Here is a 19,365-nt window from a genome sequence, read left to right on the forward strand (position 1 = left end):
GGTCCTTCCGGGTGCCGGGTGCCGGGTGCCGGGTGCCGGGTGCTGATGGTCACACGGAAGGGTGGCCGGGTTGTCCACAACGGGGCGGTTATCCACCGGAATTGAAGGCTCCGAGCGGTGGTCCTGGGGTCGGCCCTAGCTTCGGGGCATGACTCTTCGAACGCGTACTCCAGGTGTTTCCACGGCTTCCCCTTCCGACGGCCCCGGCGGGAGCGGGCCCGGGCGGGCGCGCCGGTCCGACGGCAGGCTCGGGGACCGGCGCCGGCGCCGGGACCGGTCCCGCCCCGACCCCGCCTTGCTGCGGCGCAGGGCGGAGGCCCTGCTGGCCGGCCGGGCCGGGGCGCAGGAGACGGCCCTGCGGGTGGCCGACCCGCCGGGTGGGACGGCGGATCCCGCTGCCGGTGCCGGGCGGGAGCCCGGGGAAGCGCCGGGGGCTCGGGAGGCGCGGAGGCCGGCTCTGCGGGAACGGCTGCCGGTGTGGGTGCAGGAGCGGTGCGGGGTGGAACCGAGGACGGTGGCCGCCGTGACGGTGGTGCTGGTGGTGGCCGTCGGTTTCGCCGCCCAGCAGTACTGGTCGGGCCGGCCGCAGCCGGTGACGGCCCCGGCCGTGCTCGGGCCCGGCTCCGCTCCCGCCGCCCCGGTGCCGTCGGCGGCTGCGGCCGGTGCGGGTGCCCGCATCGTGGTGGACGTCGGCGGCAAGGTCCGAGACCCCGGTGTACGGAGGCTGCCCGGGGGCTCGCGGGTGGAGGACGCGCTGGCCGCCGCCGGGGGAGTGCGGCCGGGTACGGACACCACCGGGCTCAACCGGGCCCGGGTGCTGGTGGACGGCGAACAGGTGCTGGTGGGTGTCACCGCGCAGCCGGCCGCGGGCGGCCCGGCTCCCGGCGCGGGCGCGGCTGCGGGGGCCGGGGCCGGTCCGCTGAGCCTCGCCGGCGCGACGGTCGAGCAGCTGGACGGGCTGCCCGGGGTGGGACCCGTCCTCGCCCGGAACATCGTCGAGTTCCGGACCGCCCGGGGCGGGTTCCGGGCCGTGGAGGACCTCCGGCAGGTCGACGGCATCGGCGAGCGGAGGTTCGCCGAGCTGCGAAGGCTGGTGCGGCCGTGAGCGCCGCCGGGGAGCCGGTCGCGGAGGAGCCGGCCGTGGGAGAACGGGGCGGCGGCGGAGCGGCCGGGGGTGAGCGGGCCGGGCCGGCGGACCTGCGGCTGGCGGTGCCGGCCGTGGCGGCCTGGGGTGCGGCCGCGCTGGCGCTCGGGGTGCCGGGCGGGTGGAGCGCCGCCGGGGCGGGGCTCGCGGCGGCCGCGGCGGGGGTGCTGCTGCTCGCCGGCCGTCGCGGGTCGCAGCCGCTGTGGGGGGTCGGACCGGCCGTGGCCGCCGCGCTGCTCTGCGCCGCCGCCGGGGCGGGGGTGGCCGGGCTGGAGCGGGCCGAGGCGCGGGCGGGGCCGGTGGCCCGGCTGGCCGGGGAACACGCCCGGGTGCGCGCGGAGCTCACCGTCGGCTCGGACCCCCGGACGGCCCGCGGCGGGGCCGGGCCGCCGGTGGTGGTGCTGGACGCGGTGCTGACCGGGGTGAGCGGGCCCGACGGGACGCGGACCCGGGTGGAGACCCCCGTACGGGTACTGGCCGGGCATCCGGGGTGGGCCCGGCTGGAGCCCTCGACCCGGGTCGCGGTGGTGGCCCGGCTGGCGCCCGCCGGGGACGGGGAGCGGGCCGTGGCCCTGCTCCGCCCGGCCGCGGACGCCCCGCCGGGGGTGACGGGCGGCCCCGACCGGGTGCAGCGGCTCGCGGGGGTGCTGCGGGCCGGGCTGCGGGACGCCACCGAGGGGCTCCCGGGGGACGCCAGGGCGCTGCTGCCGGGGCTGGTGGTCGGAGACACCTCCCGGGTCCCGCCCGAGCTGCACGAGGCGTTCAGGGCCACCGACCTGCTGCACCTGCTGGCCGTCTCGGGCTCCAACCTGACCGTCGTGCTGTATCTGCTGATCGGGCCCCCGGCCCGCGCGCAGCGCGCCGAGCGGAGCGGGCTCGCGCCCCGGCTCGGGCTCTCGCTGCGGGCCACCGCCCTGGGCGGGGCCGCGCTGACGCTGGCCTTCGTGGTGGTGTGCCGGCCCGACCCGAGCGTGCTGCGGGCCGCCGCCTGCGGGGCGGTCACCCTGCTGGCCCTCGCCACCGGGCGGGGCAGGTCCCTCGTGCCGGCGCTGGCCGGGGCCGTGCTGCTGCTGGTGCTGTACGACCCGTGGCTGGCCCGCAGCGTGGGGTTCCTCCTCTCGGTGCTGGCCACCGGGGCGCTGCTCACCCTCGGGCCGCGCTGGAGCGGGGCCCTGCGGCGGCGAGGGGCGCCGCCGCGCCTCGCCGACGCCCTGGGGGCGGCCCTTGCGGCCCAGGCCGTGTGCGCGCCGGTGGTGGCGGTGCTCTCCGCCCGGGTGAGCCTGGTCGCCGTGCCGTGCAACCTGCTGGCGGAGCTGGCGGCCGGTCCCGCCACCGTGCTCGGCTTCGCGGTCCTCGCCGCGGCCCCGCTGTGCATGCCCGTGGCGGAGCTGCTCGCGCGGTGCGCGGGGGTGCCCGCCGGGTGGATCGCCGCCGTGGCGCGGGGCGGGGCCCGGCTGCCGGGGGCGGAGCTGCCCTGGCCGGGCGGGCTCGCGGGCGGGCTGCTGCTGGCCGCGGTCACGGCGGCGGCGGTGGGGTTCGGGGCCCGGTGCGGGCGGCGGCGGGGGGCCTGCGCCGCCGTGGCCGTGCTGCTGCTGATCGCGGTGCTGCGGCCGCCGCAGCTGATCCGTACCGTCACCGGCTGGCCGCCGCCGGACTGGAGCTACGTCCAGTGCGCCGTGGGCCAGGGCGATGCCGGCGTGCTGGCCGCCGGTCCCGGTACGGCCGTCGTGGTCGACGCCGGGCCCGAGCCGGGCCCGGTGGACGACTGCCTGCGCGCCCTCGGCGTGAGCCGGATCCCGCTGCTCCTGCTGACGCACTTTCACGCCGACCACGTGGGAGGGGTTCCGGGGGTGCTGCGGGGCCGGTCCGTGGGTGTGATCGAAACCACCGTGCTGGAGGAGCCGCCCGCGCAGGCGGCCGCGGTCCGCCGGGCGGCGGCGCGGGCCGGGGTGCCCGTGGTGCCCGCGGCGCCGGGGGAGCGGAGGCGGACCGGCCCGCTGGAGTGGGAGGTGCTGTGGCCCTCGGCGACGGCCCCGCCGCCGGACGGGCCCAACGACGCCAGCGTCGCCCTGCTGGTGCGTACCGCGGGCCTGGTGCTCCTGCTGCTCGGAGACCTCGAACCGCCGTCCCAGGAAGCACTTCTGAGGGAGCATCCGGAACTGGGGCCGGTGGACGTGCTCAAGGTCGCCCACCACGGATCGGCGCACCAGGACCCGGGCCTCCAGGACCGGATCCGGCCACGGCTGGCGATCGTCCCCGTCGGTGCCGGCAACCGCTACGGGCATCCCGCCCCGGGCACGATCGCGCAGCTCAGGGCCCATGGAACGGCCGTGTTGCGCACCGATGAGGACGGCTCCGTGGCGGTCTCCGGAAGCGGTGCGAGGATGCGTGCGTTTCCGGCCGGACGGCGTCCGAAAGCGCGCGGTCATACCGGGCGCGACCATTCTGTTTGCCCACAACCCGACAGCATGATCGAATGCGTCTTCGCCAGAACGGTCCAAGTCCACACAGCACGGGGGTGCACTAGCCATGTTCGGTCGCCGACGGGGGATGGAGACGACCAGCGGTGCCGCTTCGACCACATCCGCGACGCTCACACTGCCGCACACGGCGCGGCTGTTGAGCTGCCGGGTGCTCGACACGGTCCACCAGCCCATCCGACAGGCCAAGTTCGAGGTAACCGACCCGATCGGCCGACGGGTCGTCAGCGGGGAGACGGACCCGTACGGGGGGTTCACCGCGGCCGTGCCGGAGGGCGAGTACCGGCTCTCCGTCACCGCCGAGGGCTACGCGCCCTTCCACGGGGCGACGCTGGTGGGGGACCCGGCGCAGCCCGGCACGGCGGAGATCATCCTGGACTCGGTGGAGCCGCCGCTGCTGCCGCAGCCCGGGCACTGGGAGCTCGACCCGACGCACTCGTCGATCGCCTTCACCGCCCGGCACATGGGCTTCGCCCGGATCCACGGCCGGTTCACGACCTTCGCCGGCGCGGTGCGGATCGCCGAGCGCATGGAGGACTCCTCCATGCACGTGATCATCGACACGACCAGCATCGACACCGGGATGCGCAGGCGGGACGACCACCTGAGGTCGGCGGACTTCCTGGACGCGGCCCGGCACCCGCGGGTGGAGTTCTACAGCGAGCGGTTCATCCACCGCAGCGGCAGCCGCTGGGCCGTGGCGGGCGCCCTCACCCTGCACGGGGTCAGCCGCTCGGTCACCCTCGACACCCAGTACCTGGGTCACGGCACGGGCCTGGAGGGCGAGCCGCGTGCCGCCTGCCGCGCCACGGCCGAGCTGAACCGCGGGGACTTCGCGCTGAACTGGCAGTCGGTGCTGGCGCAGGGGATCGCGGCGATCGGGCCGAGCGTGGAAGTGGAGCTGGACGTGCAGATCGTGCACAAGGCGTAGGCGCGGGCGCGGCCCTACGGGGCTTCCAGCCAGCCCTCGTACTCGGCGGCGAGTTCGTCCAGCGAGGTGGCGTCGAGGCGCTCCTGGGGGTCCTCGACGACCACCAGCCACTGGGCGTCCTCGGCGTCGTCCTCGCCGGCGAGGGCGTCGCGCACCAGCTGGGGCTCCTCCGGGAGGCCGAAGCGGTCGACGACCTCCTGGGCCACCTCCTCGGCGGCGTCGCGGTCGGGCAGGACCAGTACATGTCGCACGTTCACCCGACCATTCTCGGGCACCGGGCGAGGGGTGCTGTCAGTGCGGCGTGGGATGCTGGGGGCGATGGCCACCAGGAAGAACCCCACCGACGATCTGCTCGCCCCGATCACCCTCGCGGTGGGGCAGGAGGACCTGCTGCTCGACCGCGCCGTACGGGACGTGGTGACGGCGGCCCGCGCGGCCGACGCCGACACCGACGTACGGGACCTCACCTCCGACCAGCTCCAGCCCGGCACGCTGGCGGAGCTGACCAGCCCCTCGCTGTTCTCCGAACGCAAGGTCCTGATCGTGCGGAACGCGCAGGACCTGGGGGCGGACACGGTGAAGGAGCTCAAGGCCTACCTCGCCGATCCGTACGAGGAGATCGCCCTCGTCCTGCTGCACGCGGGCGGGGTCAAGGGCAAGGGCGTGCTGGACGCGGCGCGCAAGGCGGGTGCCCGCGAGGTCGCCTGCCCGAAGATGACGAAGGCGGCGGACCGGCTGTCGTTCGTCCGCGGGGAGTTCCGGACCCTGGGGCGCTCGGCGACCCCCGAGGCGTGCCAGACGCTGGTGGACGCGATCGGCAGCGACCTGCGCGAGCTGGCGAGCGCGGCGGCGCAGCTGTGCGCGGACGTCGAGGGCACCATCGACGAGGCCGTGGTCGGCCGCTACTACACGGGCCGGGCGGAGGCGTCCAGCTTCACGGTCGCCGACCGGGCGGTCGAGGGCCGGGCCGCGGAGGCCCTCGAAGCCCTCCGCTGGTCCCTGGCGACCGGTGTGGCACCCGTTCTGATCACCAGCGCGCTGGCGCAGGCCGTCCGTGCCATCGGCAAGCTCGCCTCCGCCCCGCGCGGGGCCCGTCCGGGCGACCTCGCCCGGGACCTCGGCATGCCGCCGTGGAAGATCGACCGGGTCCGGCAGCAGATGCGGGGCTGGTCGGCGGACGGGGTCGCGGACGCGCTCCGTGCGGTGGCGCTGGCCGACGCGGGGGTCAAGGGCGGCGGGGACGACCCGGAGTACGCGCTGGAGAAGGCCGTGGTGGCCGTGGCCCGCGCCGCCAGGGCCTCGCGGGGGCGTTAGCCGCTGCGCTGCCGCTTGGGTGCGGGTGCGGGTGCGCGGGGCTGCGGGGGCCGCTGCGCGGGACTGTCCCCTACCCGCCCTTCACCCGTTCTCTGGGGGCTCCGCCCCCAGACCCCCGCGCCTCAAACGCCGGCGGGGCTGGAGGGTGCTGGCGGGGCTGGATTTGGCGGGCCTACGCGAAAGCCCCGGTTCCTCCCTGGGGAAGGGGGGAACCGGGGCCTTCGGTCACTGCTGTGTGCGCCGCACCCGCGTGGCGAACGCAGGCCGCGTGCGGCGCGGGGTGCCGGTCAGGAGCGGATGAGAGGGCCCGCTTGGTCCGTCCCGGCGATCACATCGAGTGCGGAACTCAGATGGCGGCAACCTTGGAGGCCAGCGCCGACTTCTTGTTGGCGGCGGCGTTCTTGTGGATGACACCCTTCGAGACGGCCTTGTCCAGCTTCTTGGAAGCCAGGCGGGCCGCAGCGGTGGCCTTCTCCGCGTCGCCCGCGAGGATCGCCTCGTTGGCCTTGCGGATGAAGGTGCGCAGCTCGGACTTGACCGACTTGTTGCGAAGGCGAGCCTTCTCGTTGGTCTTGTTCCGCTTGATCTGGGACTTGATGTTCGCCACGAAAGAGCCTTTTCAGGTTCAGAGTTTTTTCGGATTCGTGTCACGTCTGCTGAGAGGGCATGCGAGACACAGCCACCCAGACTACCAGGCGCGCTTCGAGCGGCCCAAACCGAGCGCATCCCCGCGTCCATGGGACCATGGGAGTCTGCGTACAAGTCTGCCTACCGATCCGACAGCAGATCCGACAGCGACCGAGAATCAGGACACTGCGTGCCCGCCATCCCCAGCCACGTGCCCGAGCCGAGCCGTACCGACCCGGCGCTGATCCGTAATTTCTGCATCATCGCGCACATCGACCACGGCAAGTCGACCCTCGCCGACCGGATGCTCCAGCTCACCGGCGTCGTCGACCAGCGGCAGATGCGCGCCCAGTACCTCGACCGCATGGACATCGAGCGTGAGCGCGGCATCACGATCAAGTCGCAGGCGGTCCGCCTGCCCTGGAGCCCCACCGAGGGCGCGGGCACGGGCACCACGCACATCCTGAACATGATCGACACCCCCGGGCACGTCGACTTCACCTACGAGGTCTCGCGCTCCCTCGCCGCGTGCGAGGGCACGATCCTGCTGGTGGACGCCGCCCAGGGCATCGAGGCCCAGACCCTCGCCAACCTGTACCTGGCGATGGAGAACGACCTCGCGATCGTCCCGGTCCTGAACAAGATCGACCTGCCGGCCGCCCAGCCGGAGAAGTTCGCCGAGGAGCTGGCGAACCTGGTCGGCTGCCAGCCCGAGGACGTCCTGCGGGTCTCCGCGAAGACCGGCCTCGGCGTGGACGCCCTGCTCAACAAGGTCGTCGAGACCGTCCCGGCCCCGGTCGGCGTCAAGGACGCCCCGGCCCGCGCGATGATCTTCGACTCGGTCTACGACTCCTACCGGGGCGTCGTCACGTACGTCCGTGTGGTCGACGGCACGCTCAACAAGCGCGAGCGCATCCGGATGATGTCCACGAACGCCACGCACGAGCTGCTGGAGATCGGCACCAACTCCCCGGAGATGCTGCCGGCCGACGGCCTCTCCGTCGGCGAGGTGGGCTACCTGATCACCGGTGTGAAGGACGTCCGCCAGTCCAAGGTCGGCGACACCATCACCCAGCAGACGGGCGGCGCCACCGAGTCCCTCGGCGGCTACAAGGACCCGAAGCCGATGGTCTTCTCGGGCCTGTACCCGCTCGACGGCTCGGACTACCCGGAGCTGCGCGAGGCGCTGGACAAGCTCCAGCTCAACGACGCCGCGCTCGTCTACGAGCCCGAGACCTCGGCGGCGCTCGGCTTCGGCTTCCGCGTCGGCTTCCTCGGCCTGCTGCACCTGGACGTGGTCCGCGAGCGCCTGGAGCGCGAGTTCGGCCTCGACCTGATCGCCACCGCGCCCAACGTGGTCTACCGGGTCGTGATGGAGGACCGCACCGAGGTCACCGTCACCAACCCGAGCGAGTTCCCCGAAGGCAAGATCAAGGACGTCTTCGAGCCGGTCGTACGGGCCACCGTCCTCGCGCCCACCGAGTTCATCGGCGCGATCATGGAGCTCTGCCAGACCCGCCGCGGCACCCTGCTCGGCATGGACTACCTCTCCGAGGACCGCGTCGAGATCCGCTACACCCTCCCGCTCGCGGAGATCGTCTTCGACTTCTTCGACCAGCTGAAGTCCAAGACCCGCGGCTACGCCTCGCTCGACTACGAGCCCACCGGCGAGCAGGCCTCCAGCCTGGTCAAGGTCGACATCCTGCTGCACGGCGACAAGGTCGACGCCTTCTCCGCCGTCTGCCACAAGGACGCCGCCTACGCCTACGGCGTGCGCCTGGTCGCCAAGCTGCGCGAGCTCATCCCGCGACAGGCCTTCGAGGTGCCCATCCAGGCCGCCGTCGGCTCCCGCGTCATCGCCCGCGAGACCATTCGCGCCATCCGCAAGGACGTCCTCGCCAAGTGCTACGGCGGTGACATCTCCCGTAAGCGGAAGCTGCTGGAGAAGCAGAAGGAAGGCAAGAAGCGGATGAAGATGGTCGGCTCCGTGGAGGTCCCGCAGGAGGCCTTCATCGCGGTCCTGTCCAGCGACGAGTCCGGCGGCAAGAAGAAGTAGCGCCGTATGCGAAAGAGGCCCCCGAGCGTAGGCTCGGGGGCCTCTTTCGTTATGAATCGGCCGCCGGTTGGCCCTTACGCGCCAGCCTGAGGCCCCCTACTCTGAGCATTGGTTACTCGCCAGTTACAAGCCCGTAGTCATGCCCTAGCCAGCCCGAGCAGGCCCTGCCGCGTGGTCCGGAGGACGTCCGTGAGCGACACACAGACCTTGATCGAGAACCGTCCGCCCACCGTGGCGGCCCTCTTCCTTGACCGCGTCGCCGCCACGCCGAACGCGGAGGCCTACCGCTTCCCCGTGGCCGCGGCCGGCCGCGAGGGTGGTCCCGACGACTGGAAGTCGCTCAGCTGGGGGCAGGCCGCCGACCGGGTCTTCGCCATCGCCGCCGGACTGATCTCCCTCGGCCTGCACTCCGAGCAGCGCGTCGCGCTCGCCTCCAACACCCGCGTCGAGTGGATCCTCTGCGACCTCGGCGTCATGTGCGCGGGCGGCGCGGTGACCACGATCTACCCCAGCACCAACGCAGAGGAGTCCTCCTTCATCCTCTCGGACTCCGAGAGCCGGGTGCTGATCGCCGAGGACGCCAAGCAGCTGGCCAAGGCCCGCGAGCGCCGCGCCGACCTCCCCGACCTCGCCCACGTGGTGGTACTGGAGGCGGCCGACGCCGTGCCCGCCGAGGGCGACCCGGAGGGCTGGGTGCTCTCCCTCGCCGAGCTGGAGGAGCGCGGCAAGGAGCACCTCGCCAAGCACCCCGCGGCGGTCAAGGACCGGATCGCGGCCATCACCCCCGACCAGCTCGCCACCCTCATCTACACCTCCGGCACCACCGGCCGCCCCAAGGGCGTACGCCTGCCGCACGACAACTGGTCGTACATGGCCAAGGCCACCGTGGCCACCGGCATGATCCACTCGGACGACGTCCAGTACCTGTGGCTGCCGCTCGCCCACGTCTTCGGCAAGGTGCTCACCTCCGGCCAGATCGAGGTCGGCCACGTCACCGCCGTCGACGGCCGCATCGACAAGATCATCGAGAACCTGCCGGTCGTCCAGCCCACCTACATGGCGGCCGTCCCGCGCATCTTCGAGAAGGTCTACAACGGCGTGGCCGCCAAGGCCCGGGCCGGCGGCGGGGCCAAGTACAAGATCTTCCAGTGGTCGGTGGGCGTCGCCCGCGAGTACGCCAAGGTCACCCAGGACAACTACCGCCGCACCGGCCGGGCCACCGCCCCCTTCGCGCTCTCCGCCAAGCACAAGGTCGCCGACACGCTCGTCTACTCCAAGCTCCGAGAGGCCTTCGGCGGCCGCCTGCGCGCCGCCGTGTCCGGCGCCTCCGCCCTGGCCCCCGAGATCGGCTACTTCTTCTCCGGCGCGGGCATCCACATCCTGGAGGGCTACGGCCTCACCGAGTCCAGCGCGGCCTCCTTCGTCAACCCCGGCGAGGCCTACCGCACCGGCACGGTCGGCAAGCCGCTCCCCGGCACCGAGGTCCGCATCGCCGACGACGGCGAGGTCATGCTGCGCGGCCCCGGCATCATGCAGGGCTACCACGGCCAGCCCGAGAAGACCGCCGAGGTCCTCGAAAGCGACGGCTGGCTGCACACCGGTGACATCGGCGAGCTCTCCCCGGACGGCTACCTGCGCATCACCGACCGCAAGAAGGACCTGATCAAGACCTCCGGCGGCAAGTACGTCGCCCCGGCGGAGATCGAGGGCCAGTTCAAGGCGATCTGCCCGTACGTGTCGACCATCGTCGTCCACGGCGCCGACCGGAACTTCTGCTCCGCCCTCATCGCCCTCGACGAGCCCGCCATCCTCGGCTGGGCCGCCGAGAACGGCCTGGAAGGCAAGACGTACGGCCAGGTCCTCGCCGCGGCCGAGACCAACCGGCTGGTCGAGACCTACATCCAGACCCTCAACGAGGGCCTCCAGCGCTGGCAGACGATCAAGAAGTTCCGGATCCTGCCGCGCGACCTCGACGTCGAGCACGGCGACCTCACCCCCAGCCTCAAGCTGAAGCGGCCGGTCGTCGAGCGTGAGTTCAAGCACCTCATCGAGGAGATGTACGAGGGCTCCCGCGAGGCCTGACGCCCCGCGGCGGGCCGGACGGGGCGGGGCGGCGCGGCCGCCCCGCAGGCCCCGCGGCCGGGCCCCGCACGAGCCGTGCGCGGCGACGCGGGCGGTGTCCGGTCGCGCGGCCGGGGCCCGGGGGCCGGGTCCTGCGCGCCCACGTCCGCCGTACGCGGCCCCGCGCCCGTCCCGGCGCGGGCCGCCGGGCCACGGCGAGTGCGGGACAATGGCGGCATGCCTTCCGCACTGCCCGATGGTGACCCCATGCCCGAAGACGGCTCGCTGCCGTCGCACGCCCTGGAGGGCGCCGGGGAGCGGCCGCTCGGGTTCTACCTGCACGTCCCGTACTGCGCCACCCGCTGCGGGTACTGCGACTTCAACACCTACACCGCCACCGAGCTGCGCGGCACCGGCGGCGTCCTCGCCTCCCGGGAGAACTACGCCGACACCCTGATCGACGAGGTCCGCCTCGCCCGCAAGGTGCTCGGCGACGACCCGCGCGCCGTGCGGACCGTCTTCGTCGGCGGCGGCACGCCCACGCTGCTGCCCGCCGGGGACCTCGTACGCATGCTCGCGGCGATCCGCGACGAGTTCGGGCTCGCCGAGGACGCCGAGGTCACCACCGAGGCCAACCCGGAGTCCGTGAACCCCGAGTACCTGGCCGAGCTGCGCGCCGGCGGCTTCAACCGGATCTCCTTCGGCATGCAGAGCGCGAAGCAGCACGTCCTGAAGGTCCTCGACCGCACCCACACACCCGGCCGCCCCGAGGCCTGCGTGGCCGAGGCGCGCGCGGCGGGCTTCGAGCACGTCAACCTCGACCTGATCTACGGCACCCCCGGCGAGTCCGACGACGACTGGCGGGCCTCCCTGGAGGCCGCGCTCGGCGCCGGCCCCGACCACATCAGCGCGTACGCCCTGATCGTCGAGGAGGGCACCCAGCTGGCCCGCCGGATCCGCCGCGGCGAGGTCCCGATGACCGACGACGATGTCCACGCCGACCGGTACCTGATCGCCGACCAGGTCATGGCCGAGGCCGGGTACTCCTGGTACGAGGTCTCGAACTGGGCCACCACCGAGGCCGGCCGCTGCCTGCACAACGAGCTGTACTGGCGCGGCGCCGACTGGTGGGGCGCGGGCCCCGGAGCCCACTCCCACGTCGGCGGGGTCCGCTGGTGGAACGTGAAGCACCCCGGCGCCTACGCGGCCGCCCTCGCGGAGGGCCGCTCCCCGGGCGCGGGCCGCGAGCTGCTGTCGGCGGAGGACCGCCGCGTGGAGCGCATCCTGCTGGAGCTCCGCCTGGTCGACGGCGTCCCGCTGTCCCTGCTGGCCCCCGCGGGCCTGGCGGCCTCCCGCCGCGCCCTCGCCGACGGCCTGCTGGAGGCGGCCCCGTACGAGGCCGGACAGGCGGTCCTGACCCTGCGCGGGCGGCTGCTGGCGGACGCGGTGGTGCGGGACCTGGTGGACTGATCCCCCGGGCGGGTGAATCCCCCCGTAACTGGGCGCTTCCTGCCTACGCTGTCCGTAGCCTGCCAGCAACGGCACGCGGCTGATGTGGAGGACCACGGAGATGACCGCTGTGTACGAAGAGATCAACGCCGTGTTCGACGAGCATCCCGAGCTCTTCGGTCACTTCAAGATCGAGCTTCTGCGGGGGGACATCGTGATGATGGCGGGACCCGACGTGGTCCACAACGACATTGTGGAGGCGGTCCAGGATCAGATTCCGCGAGCCAACTGGCGACGGCTGCAGACGCAGGACATTGCGATTCTTGAGGAAACCAGTGAGCCTCAGCCGGATCTGGTTGTGGTGGAGCGAGGCGTGGGTCCGGGGATCGGCCGCTTGATGCCATCTGAGGTGATCACGCTGCTGGTGGAGGTGGTGTCGAAGTCGAGCATCGACCGGGACTACGGCCTCAAACGAGCCCTGTACGCGGCCGGCAGGGTGCCTGCCTATCTGATCATCGACCCGTTCTATGCCGGATGCGTGCTGCTGACCAAGCCGACGGGTGCTGGTGAGGCGGCTGATTACCAGGTGGAGCTCCGAGTACCGTTCGGGCAATCCGTGCCCCTCGATATTCTCGGTATCGAGCTGGACACCACCGAGTTCGGCACCCTGCCCAAGCTCAAGCGGCACCGCCGGCCGTGACGAAGTCGATCAGCTCCTCCACCCGCCCCAGCAGCGTCGGCTCCAGGTCCCGGTAGGACGTCACCCGGGACAGGATGTGCTGCCAGGCGGCCCCCGTGTTCTCCGGCCAGCCCAGCGCCCGGCAGACGCCCGTCTTCCAGTCCTGCCCCCGCGGCACCTCCGGCCACGCCCGGATGCCCAGTGCCGACGGCTTCACCGCCTGCCAGACGTCCACGTACGGGTGGCCCACCACCAGCACGTCCGGCCCCGTCACCGAGGCCGCGATCCGGGACTCCTTCGAGCCCGGTACGAGGTGGTCGACCAGGACGCCCAGACGGGCGTCCGGGCCGGGGGCGAACTCCGCGACCACCGCCGCCAGGTCGTCCACGCCCTCCAGGTACTCCACCACCACGCCCTCGATCCGCAGGTCGTCGCCCCAGACCCGCTCGACCAGCTCGGCGTCGTGCCGCCCCTCCACGTAGATCCGCCCCGCCCGCGCCACCCGCGCCCGCGCCCCCGGGACGGCGATCGAGCCCGAAGCCGTACGGGCCGGCGCGGCGGACCCCCGCGCGGGGCGGGTCAGGGTCACCACCGCGCCGTCCAGCAGGAAGCCGCGCGGCTCCAGCGGGAAGACCCGGCGCTTGCCGAAGCGGTCCTCCAGGGTCACCGTGCCCGCCTCGCAGGCCACCACCGCGCCGCAGAAGTCCGTACCCGCCACCTCGACCACCAGGTCCGGGTCCGCCGGCACCTCCGGCACCGGCTTGGAGCGCTTCCACTGCGGGGTCAGGTCGGGGGAGTACTCACGCATCCGGCCGACACTAGGAGAGCCGGCGCCCTCACGCCCCCGACACGCCGAACCTGGCCGCCAGTGTGTCGCGTTGCGCACGCACGAAGCCCGCGTCCACCAGCGCTCCGTGACCCGGCACGTACACCGCGTCGTCACCGCCCAGCGACAGCAGCCGGTCCAGGGCGGCCGGCCACTGGCCCGGCACCGCGTCCGAGCCGGCCTGGGGCTCGCCCGACTCCTCGACCAGGTCCCCGCAGAACACCGCCTCCCGCTCGCCCGGCACGAAGACCGCCAGGTCGTGCTCGGAGTGCGCGGGCCCCACGTTCGCCAGCAGCACCTGCACCCCGCCCAGCTCCAGCGTCCACTCGCCCGACACCAGGTGCCGGGGCGCCTGGAGCAGGTCCGCCGCCTCCGCGGCCTCCTCCTCCGCCAGACCCATCCGGACCGCGCTCACCCGCACGTCCTCGCGGCCCGTCGGAGTCGACAGCAGCCGCTCCAGGCCGACCGCCCCGAAGAACTCGGCTCCCGCGAAGGCCGCTCCGCCCAGCACGTGGTCGAAATGTCCGTGGGTGAATGCGATATGGGTCACGCGGCGACCCGTGAGCCGCTCCGCCTCGGCGCGCACCTGCGCGCCCTCGCGCACGGACGATCCCGGGTCGATCAGCAGCACCGACTCGTCCCCCACCACCAGTCCCACCGTGCAGTCCCACACCGGTAGCCGTCGCCGGCCGACCCGTCCGGTGACCCTTTCCCAGCCCGCCTCTTCCCAACGTACGTCCATGCGGTGACGCTACCCTGGCGGGCCGCCCTTGCCTGCGGCGTACTACCCGGCCGTACACTGACCGGGGGATCTCTGGCACTCACACGCGCAGAGTGCCAACAAGGCCAGGGCCGGCCCCGACGGCCAGGCAGACGACCGACCGCATCCGGAGGTGTGCGCGATGCTCAGCGAACGCAGACTCGAGGTGCTGCGCGCCATCGTCCAGGACTACGTCGGGACGGAGGAGCCCGTCGGCTCCAAGGCCCTCACCGAGCGCCACAAGCTGGGCGTCTCGCCCGCGACCGTGCGCAACGACATGGCCGTGCTGGAGGAGGAGGGCTACATCGCCCAGCCCCACACCAGCGCCGGCCGGATCCCCACGGACAAGGGCTACCGCCTCTTCGTCGACAAGCTGGCCGGCGTCAAGCCGCTGTCGACGCCCGAGCGCCGGGCCATCCAGAACTTCCTCGACGGCGCCGTCGACCTCGACGACGTGGTCGGCCGCACGGTACGGCTGCTCGCGCAGCTCACCCGGCAGGTCGCCGTCGTCCAGTACCCGTCGCTGACCCGCTCCACCGTGCGGCACGTCGAGCTGCTGTCGCTGGCCCCGGCCCGGCTGATGCTCGTACTGATCACCGACACCGGCCGCGTCGAGCAGCGCCTCGTCGACACCCAGACCCCCTTCGGCGAGAACTCCCTCGCCGACCTGCGGGCGCGTCTGAACAGCAGGGTCGTCGGCCGCCGCTTCACGGACGTGCCGCAGCTGGTGCAGGACCTTCCGGAGTCGTTCGAGATCGACGACCGGGCGACCGTCAAGGCCGTCCTCGCGACCCTTCTCGAAACGCTGGCCGAGGAGGCGGAGGAGCGGCTGATGATCGGCGGCACCGCCAACCTCACCCGCTTCGGACATGACTTTCCCTTGACCATCAGGCCCGTGCTCGAGGCGCTGGAGGAGCACGTCGTGCTCCTGAAGCTGCTGGGCGAGGCCGGTGAGTCGGGAATGGCCGTAAGGATCGGTCACGAGAACGCCTACGAGGGACTCAACTCCACGTCGGTCGTGTCCGTCGGCTACGGTTCGGGCGGCGAAGCAGTCGCCAAACTCGGCGTGGTCGGACCGACCCGCATGGACTACCCCGGAACGATGGGAGCGGTACGCGCAGTGGCACGTTACGTCGGACAGATCCTGGCGGAGTCGTAAGTGGCCACGGACTACTACGCCGTTCTCGGCGTGCGCCGCGACGCATCGCAGGACGAGATCAAGAAGGCCTTCCGCCGCCTCGCCCGTGAACTCCACCCGGACGTGAATCCGGACCCGAAGACGCAGGAGCGCTTCAAGGAGATCAACGCGGCCTACGAGGTCCTCTCGGACCCGCAGAAGAAGCAGGTCTACGACCTCGGCGGCGACCCGCTGTCCTCCTCGGGCGGCGGTGGCGGCGCGGGCGGCTTCGGAGCGGGCGGCTTCGGCAACTTCTCCGACATCATGGACGCCTTCTTCGGCCAGGCCTCGCAGCGCGGCCCGCGCTCGCGGACCCGCCGCGGCCAGGACGCCATGATCCGTCTGGACCTGGAGCTGGACGAGGCCGCCTTCGGCACGACCAAGGACATCCAGGTCGACACCGCCGTCGTCTGCGGCACCTGCTCCGGCGAGGGCGCCGCTCCCGGCACCTCGGCGCAGACCTGTGACATGTGCCGCGGCCGCGGTGAGGTCTCCCAGGTCACCCGGTCCTTCCTGGGCCAGGTCATGACCTCGCGCCCCTGCCCGCAGTGCCAGGGCTTCGGCACCGTGGTCCCGACCCCGTGCCCCGAGTGCGCGGGCGACGGCCGGGTCCGCTCCCGCCGCAGCCTCACCGTCAAGATCCCCGCCGGTGTCGAGAACGGCACCCGGATCCAGCTCGCGGGCGAGGGCGAGGTCGGCCCCGGCGGCGGCCCCGCCGGCGACCTCTACGTGGAGATCCACGAGCTGCCGCACCCGACCTTCCAGCGGCGCGGGGACGACCTGCACTGCACGGTCACCATCCCCATGACGGCCGCGGCCCTGGGCACCAAGTGCCCGCTGGAGACGCTGGACGGCATGGAGGAGATCGACATCCGGCCCGGCACCCAGTCCGGCCAGGCCATCCCGCTGCACGGGCGGGGCGTCACCCACCTGCGCGGCGGCGGCCGCGGCGACCTGATCGTCCACGTCGAGGTCACCACCCCCGGCAAGCTGGACGCCCAGCAGGAGGAGCTGCTGCGCCAGCTCGCGAAGCTGCGCGGCGAGGAGCGGCCGATGGGCCAGTTCGCCCCCGGCCAGCAGGGCCTGTTCAGCCGCCTGAAGGACGCGTTCAACGGGCGCTGAGGCAGGTCCGGAGCACTCGTACGAGCCCGGTCCGGGGTCATCCCGGTCCGGGCTCCGTGCGTTCCGGGACACCGCGCGCGGCGATTCCCGGACACGCCGGGGAAGCGGACTATGCCAGGCGAATGCGACGGTTCGGCCCGGTGGCCCGGACGTGGCACGATGCAGTCCATGTCCTCCGCACCGAACGGTCTCCCCCAGTACCCGATCGTGCAGGCTCCCATGGCGGGCGGCGCCTCCTGCCCGCCGCTCGTCGCCGCCGTGTGCGAGGCCGGCGGCCTCGGATACCTGGCCGGCGGCTACAAGACCGCCGACGGCATGTACCAGGAGATCAAGCAGACGCGCGGCCTCACCCGGCGGCCCTTCGGCGTGAACCTCTTCATGCCGCAGACCGGCTACGTCGACCCGGCCGCCGTCGAGACCTACCGCGGGCAGCTGGCCGGCGAGGCCGGCTGGTACGAGGTCTCGCTCGCCCCCGAGGACACCGTCGGCAACAGCGACGACGGGTACGAGGCGAAGCTGGCCATCCTGCTGGAGGACCCCGTCCCGGAGGTCTCCTTCACCTACGGCACGCCCGCGCCCGGTGTGCTCGCCCGGCTGCGCGGGGCCGGCACCCGTACCGTCGTCACCGTCACCTCGGTCGAGGAGGCCCGCTCCGCTCAGGCGGCGGGCGCCGACGCCGTCTGCGTCCAGGGCGTCGAGGCGGGCGGCCACCAGGGCACCCACCGCGACGACCCGGAGGCCGACGGCACGGCCGGCGTCGGCCTGCTCGCGCTCGTCGCGCAGGTACGGGAGGCCGTGGCCCTGCCCATCATCGCGGCGGGCGGCCTGATGCGCGGCGCGCAGATCGCGGCGGTGCTGGCGGCGGGAGCGGACGCGGCGCAGCTCGGCACGGCCTTCCTGGCCTGCCCGGAGTCGGGCGCGCACCCGCTGCACAAGAAGGCCCTGACCGACCCGATGTTCCCGCACACGGAACTGACCCGGGCCTTCACGGGCCGGCCCGCGCGTGGCCTGGTCAACCGGTTCGTGCGGGAGCACGGGCCGTACGCCCCGGCCGCCTACCCCCAGGTCCACCACATGACCGCCGGGCTGCGCAAGGCGGCCGCGGCGGCCGGCGACCCGCAGGGCATGTCCCTGTGGGCGGGCCAGGGGCACCGGCTGGCGCGGGCGCTGCCGGCCGGGGAGCTGGTGGAGGTGCTGGCGGCCGAACTGGCCGGGGCACAGGACGCGTTGAACGCATTGCAGATGAGGAGAACGTCATGACGGCCCCCGTGTTCGTGGTCGAAGAGGTTCCGGCGGGGCCGGAGTTCGTGCTGGACGGCCCCGAGGGGCGGCACGCGGTGTCCGTGAAGCGGCTGAACCCGGGCGAGGACGTGGTCCTCACGGACGGGCGCGGCCGGTGGGCCGAGGGCGTGGTCAAGGCGGCCGAGGGCAAGGACCGCCTGGTGGTCATGGACCTGGAGAGCGTGCTGGAGGAGCCGGAGCCCGACGTCCGGATCACCGTGGTGCAGGCGCTGCCGAAGGGCGACCGGGGCGAGGTGGCCGTCGAGACGATGACGGAGACCGGCGTCGACGCCATCGTGCCGTGGCAGGCCTCGCGGTGCATCACGCAGTGGCGCGGCGACCGGGGGGCGAAGTCCCTGGCCAAGTGGCGTTCCACGGCGCGGGAGTCGGGCAAGCAGTCGCGCCGGGTCCGGTTCCCGGAGGTGGCCGAGGCGATGTCCACGAAGCAGGTGGCCGCGCTGCTGGCGCAGGCCGACCTGGCGGTGGTGCTGCACGAGGACCGGGACACCCCGTCGGCGGCGCTGGCGACGGCTCCGCTGCCGGAGAAGGGGTCGGTGGTGCTGGTGGTCGGCCCGGAGGGCGGGGTCTCGCCGGAGGAGCTGGCCGTCTTCGCGGAGGCGGGGGCCGCGCCGTACCGGCTGGGGCGGTCGGTTCTGCGCACGTCGACGGCCGGCACGGCGGCGACGGCCGTCCTGCTGGCCCGTACGGGGCGCTGGTCGTAGCCCCTGCCCTGGCCGGGCGGTTGCCGGTTCGGGGCCTTGCCCTGCGGGGCCGGTGCGGTGGGGCGGGGGCGCCGCTGCGCGGGCTGCTCCCCGCCCCGCCCTTCGCCCGTTCCCCGGGGCTCCGCCCCGGACCCCCCTGGGGGCTCCGCCCCCAGACCCCCGCGCCTCAAACGCCGGCGAGGCTGGATCATCCAGCCCGTCCGGCGTTTGAGGACCGGGGTCAGGGGCGGAGCCCCTGGGAACGGGCGAAGGGCGGGTAGGGGACCCGGCCCCGCGCAGCGGGGCGCCGTCGGCGGACGGGATATGGGGCGGCAGCCCCCGGCGCGGGGCCGATAGCATGCCCCGACCGATCAACGTCACGGGAGGCGGCAGCGAATGGCCGGGGAACCGCAGGCGGACTGCCTGTTCTGCAAGATCGTCGACGGCAAGGTGCCGGCGACCGTGGTCCGGGAGACCGAGACCACGATCGCCTTCCGGGACATCAACCCGCAGGCGCCGACCCACGTGCTCGTCATCCCCAAGGTGCACTACCCGGACGCGGCCTCCCTCGCCGCCGCCGAGCCGGCCGTGATCGCCGACATACTGCGTGAGGCCGGGGAGATCGCCGCGGAGGAGAAGATCGCCGAGCACGGGTACCGGGTCGTGTTCAACACCGGGGCCGGCGCGGGCCAGACCGTCTTCCACGCCCACCTGCACGTCCTGGGTGGCCGCGGCCTCCAGTGGCCGCCCGGATAAG

16 protein-coding genes and 1 pseudogene are annotated in these 19,365 nt (G+C 73.4%); 13 read left to right on the plus strand and 4 right to left on the minus strand.

Annotated features, from left to right (window positions below):
* Positions 1–148: 148 nt before the first annotated feature.
* The 3 genes and pseudogenes from AC07A6_RS14960 to AC07A6_RS14970 all read left to right on the plus strand — a co-directional run bounded on the left by AC07A6_RS14960 (position 149) and on the right by AC07A6_RS14970 (position 4,555).
* Positions 149–1,105 carry a ComEA family DNA-binding protein gene (locus AC07A6_RS14960; RefSeq protein ID WP_478777370.1) on the plus strand — a complete coding sequence of 319 codons (957 nt, stop codon included), beginning with the start codon at positions 149–151 and terminating at the stop codon, positions 1,103–1,105.
* A 35-nt stretch (positions 1,106–1,140) separates the two neighbouring features.
* Positions 1,141–3,552: pseudogene (locus AC07A6_RS14965) on the plus strand (ComEC/Rec2 family competence protein); the annotation flags it as partial.
* A 121-nt stretch (positions 3,553–3,673) separates the two neighbouring features.
* Positions 3,674–4,555, plus strand: coding sequence for a YceI family protein (locus tag AC07A6_RS14970; protein WP_386273498.1), 882 nt, complete (start codon positions 3,674–3,676; stop codon positions 4,553–4,555).
* Between the two features lie 14 nt (positions 4,556–4,569).
* Here the strand turns inward: AC07A6_RS14970 and AC07A6_RS14975 are convergent, their stop codons facing one another.
* A complete protein-coding gene (locus AC07A6_RS14975; RefSeq protein ID WP_478777371.1) occupies positions 4,570–4,812 on the minus strand; it encodes a hypothetical protein in 243 nt (80 codons plus the stop codon).
* Between the two features lie 61 nt (positions 4,813–4,873).
* Between AC07A6_RS14975 and holA the strand changes: the two genes are divergently transcribed.
* On the plus strand, positions 4,874–5,869 hold the full coding sequence (gene holA / locus AC07A6_RS14980; protein ID WP_478777372.1) for a DNA polymerase III subunit delta: 996 nt from the start codon (positions 4,874–4,876) through the stop codon (positions 5,867–5,869).
* Positions 5,870–6,215: 346 nt separating this feature from the next.
* Here the strand turns inward: holA and rpsT are convergent, their stop codons facing one another.
* Complete coding sequence (gene rpsT, locus AC07A6_RS14985; RefSeq protein ID WP_030030523.1) at positions 6,216–6,476, minus strand: 30S ribosomal protein S20; 261 nt, start codon at positions 6,474–6,476, stop codon at positions 6,216–6,218.
* A gap of 210 nt (positions 6,477–6,686) precedes the next feature.
* On the opposite strand from rpsT, the gene lepA reads away from it, so the two are divergent.
* From lepA to AC07A6_RS15005, 4 genes are all read left to right on the plus strand, one after another.
* Positions 6,687–8,552 (plus strand): translation elongation factor 4, encoded by a 1,866-nt coding sequence (gene lepA / locus AC07A6_RS14990; RefSeq protein WP_362472400.1) that lies wholly within the window; start codon positions 6,687–6,689, stop codon positions 8,550–8,552.
* 189 nt (positions 8,553–8,741) lie between these two features.
* On the plus strand, positions 8,742–10,634 hold the full coding sequence (locus AC07A6_RS14995) for an AMP-dependent synthetase/ligase (RefSeq protein ID WP_362472397.1): 1,893 nt from the start codon (positions 8,742–8,744) through the stop codon (positions 10,632–10,634).
* A 216-nt stretch (positions 10,635–10,850) separates the two neighbouring features.
* A complete protein-coding gene (hemW, locus tag AC07A6_RS15000) occupies positions 10,851–12,083 on the plus strand; it encodes a radical SAM family heme chaperone HemW (protein WP_478777373.1) in 1,233 nt (410 codons plus the stop codon).
* A 100-nt stretch (positions 12,084–12,183) separates the two neighbouring features.
* The gene (locus AC07A6_RS15005; RefSeq protein WP_478777374.1) at positions 12,184–12,762 is read left to right on the plus strand and encodes a Uma2 family endonuclease; all 579 of its coding nucleotides are present in this window, start codon (positions 12,184–12,186) and stop codon (positions 12,760–12,762) included.
* On the opposite strand, the gene AC07A6_RS15010 is transcribed toward AC07A6_RS15005, so the two are convergent.
* Together AC07A6_RS15010 and AC07A6_RS15015 are read right to left on the minus strand one after the other, a co-directional pair.
* Entirely contained in the window at positions 12,740–13,549 is an 810-nt protein-coding gene (locus AC07A6_RS15010) for a DUF3097 domain-containing protein (protein WP_478777375.1), read from the minus strand. The two genes, AC07A6_RS15005 and AC07A6_RS15010, sit on opposite strands and share 23 nt — an antisense overlap.
* A 28-nt stretch (positions 13,550–13,577) precedes the next feature.
* Positions 13,578–14,309 carry an MBL fold metallo-hydrolase gene (locus AC07A6_RS15015; protein ID WP_362474599.1) on the minus strand — a complete coding sequence of 244 codons (732 nt, stop codon included), beginning with the start codon at positions 14,307–14,309 and terminating at the stop codon, positions 13,578–13,580.
* A 160-nt stretch (positions 14,310–14,469) separates the two neighbouring features.
* On the opposite strand from AC07A6_RS15015, the gene hrcA reads away from it, so the two are divergent.
* The 5 genes from hrcA (at position 14,470) to AC07A6_RS15040 (ending at position 19,364) form a co-directional block, all read left to right on the plus strand.
* A complete protein-coding gene (gene hrcA / locus AC07A6_RS15020; protein WP_362474602.1) occupies positions 14,470–15,486 on the plus strand; it encodes a heat-inducible transcriptional repressor HrcA in 1,017 nt (338 codons plus the stop codon).
* The gene (gene dnaJ / locus AC07A6_RS15025; protein ID WP_007263998.1) at positions 15,487–16,626 is read left to right on the plus strand and encodes a molecular chaperone DnaJ; all 1,140 of its coding nucleotides are present in this window, start codon (positions 15,487–15,489) and stop codon (positions 16,624–16,626) included.
* A gap of 168 nt (positions 16,627–16,794) precedes the next feature.
* Positions 16,795–17,886: a nitronate monooxygenase gene (locus tag AC07A6_RS15030; protein WP_478777376.1), complete on the plus strand. Its 1,092-nt coding sequence runs from the start codon at positions 16,795–16,797 to the stop codon at positions 17,884–17,886.
* On the plus strand, positions 17,883–18,629 hold the full coding sequence (locus AC07A6_RS15035) for a 16S rRNA (uracil(1498)-N(3))-methyltransferase (protein WP_478777377.1): 747 nt from the start codon (positions 17,883–17,885) through the stop codon (positions 18,627–18,629). Before AC07A6_RS15030 ends, AC07A6_RS15035 begins: the two co-directional genes overlap by 4 nt.
* Positions 18,630–19,004: 375 nt before the next feature.
* Complete coding sequence (locus tag AC07A6_RS15040; protein ID WP_362461962.1) at positions 19,005–19,364, plus strand: histidine triad nucleotide-binding protein; 360 nt, start codon at positions 19,005–19,007, stop codon at positions 19,362–19,364.
* Position 19,365 lies beyond the last annotated feature (1 nt).

The organism is Streptomyces sp. NPDC044002 (assembly GCF_056434525.1).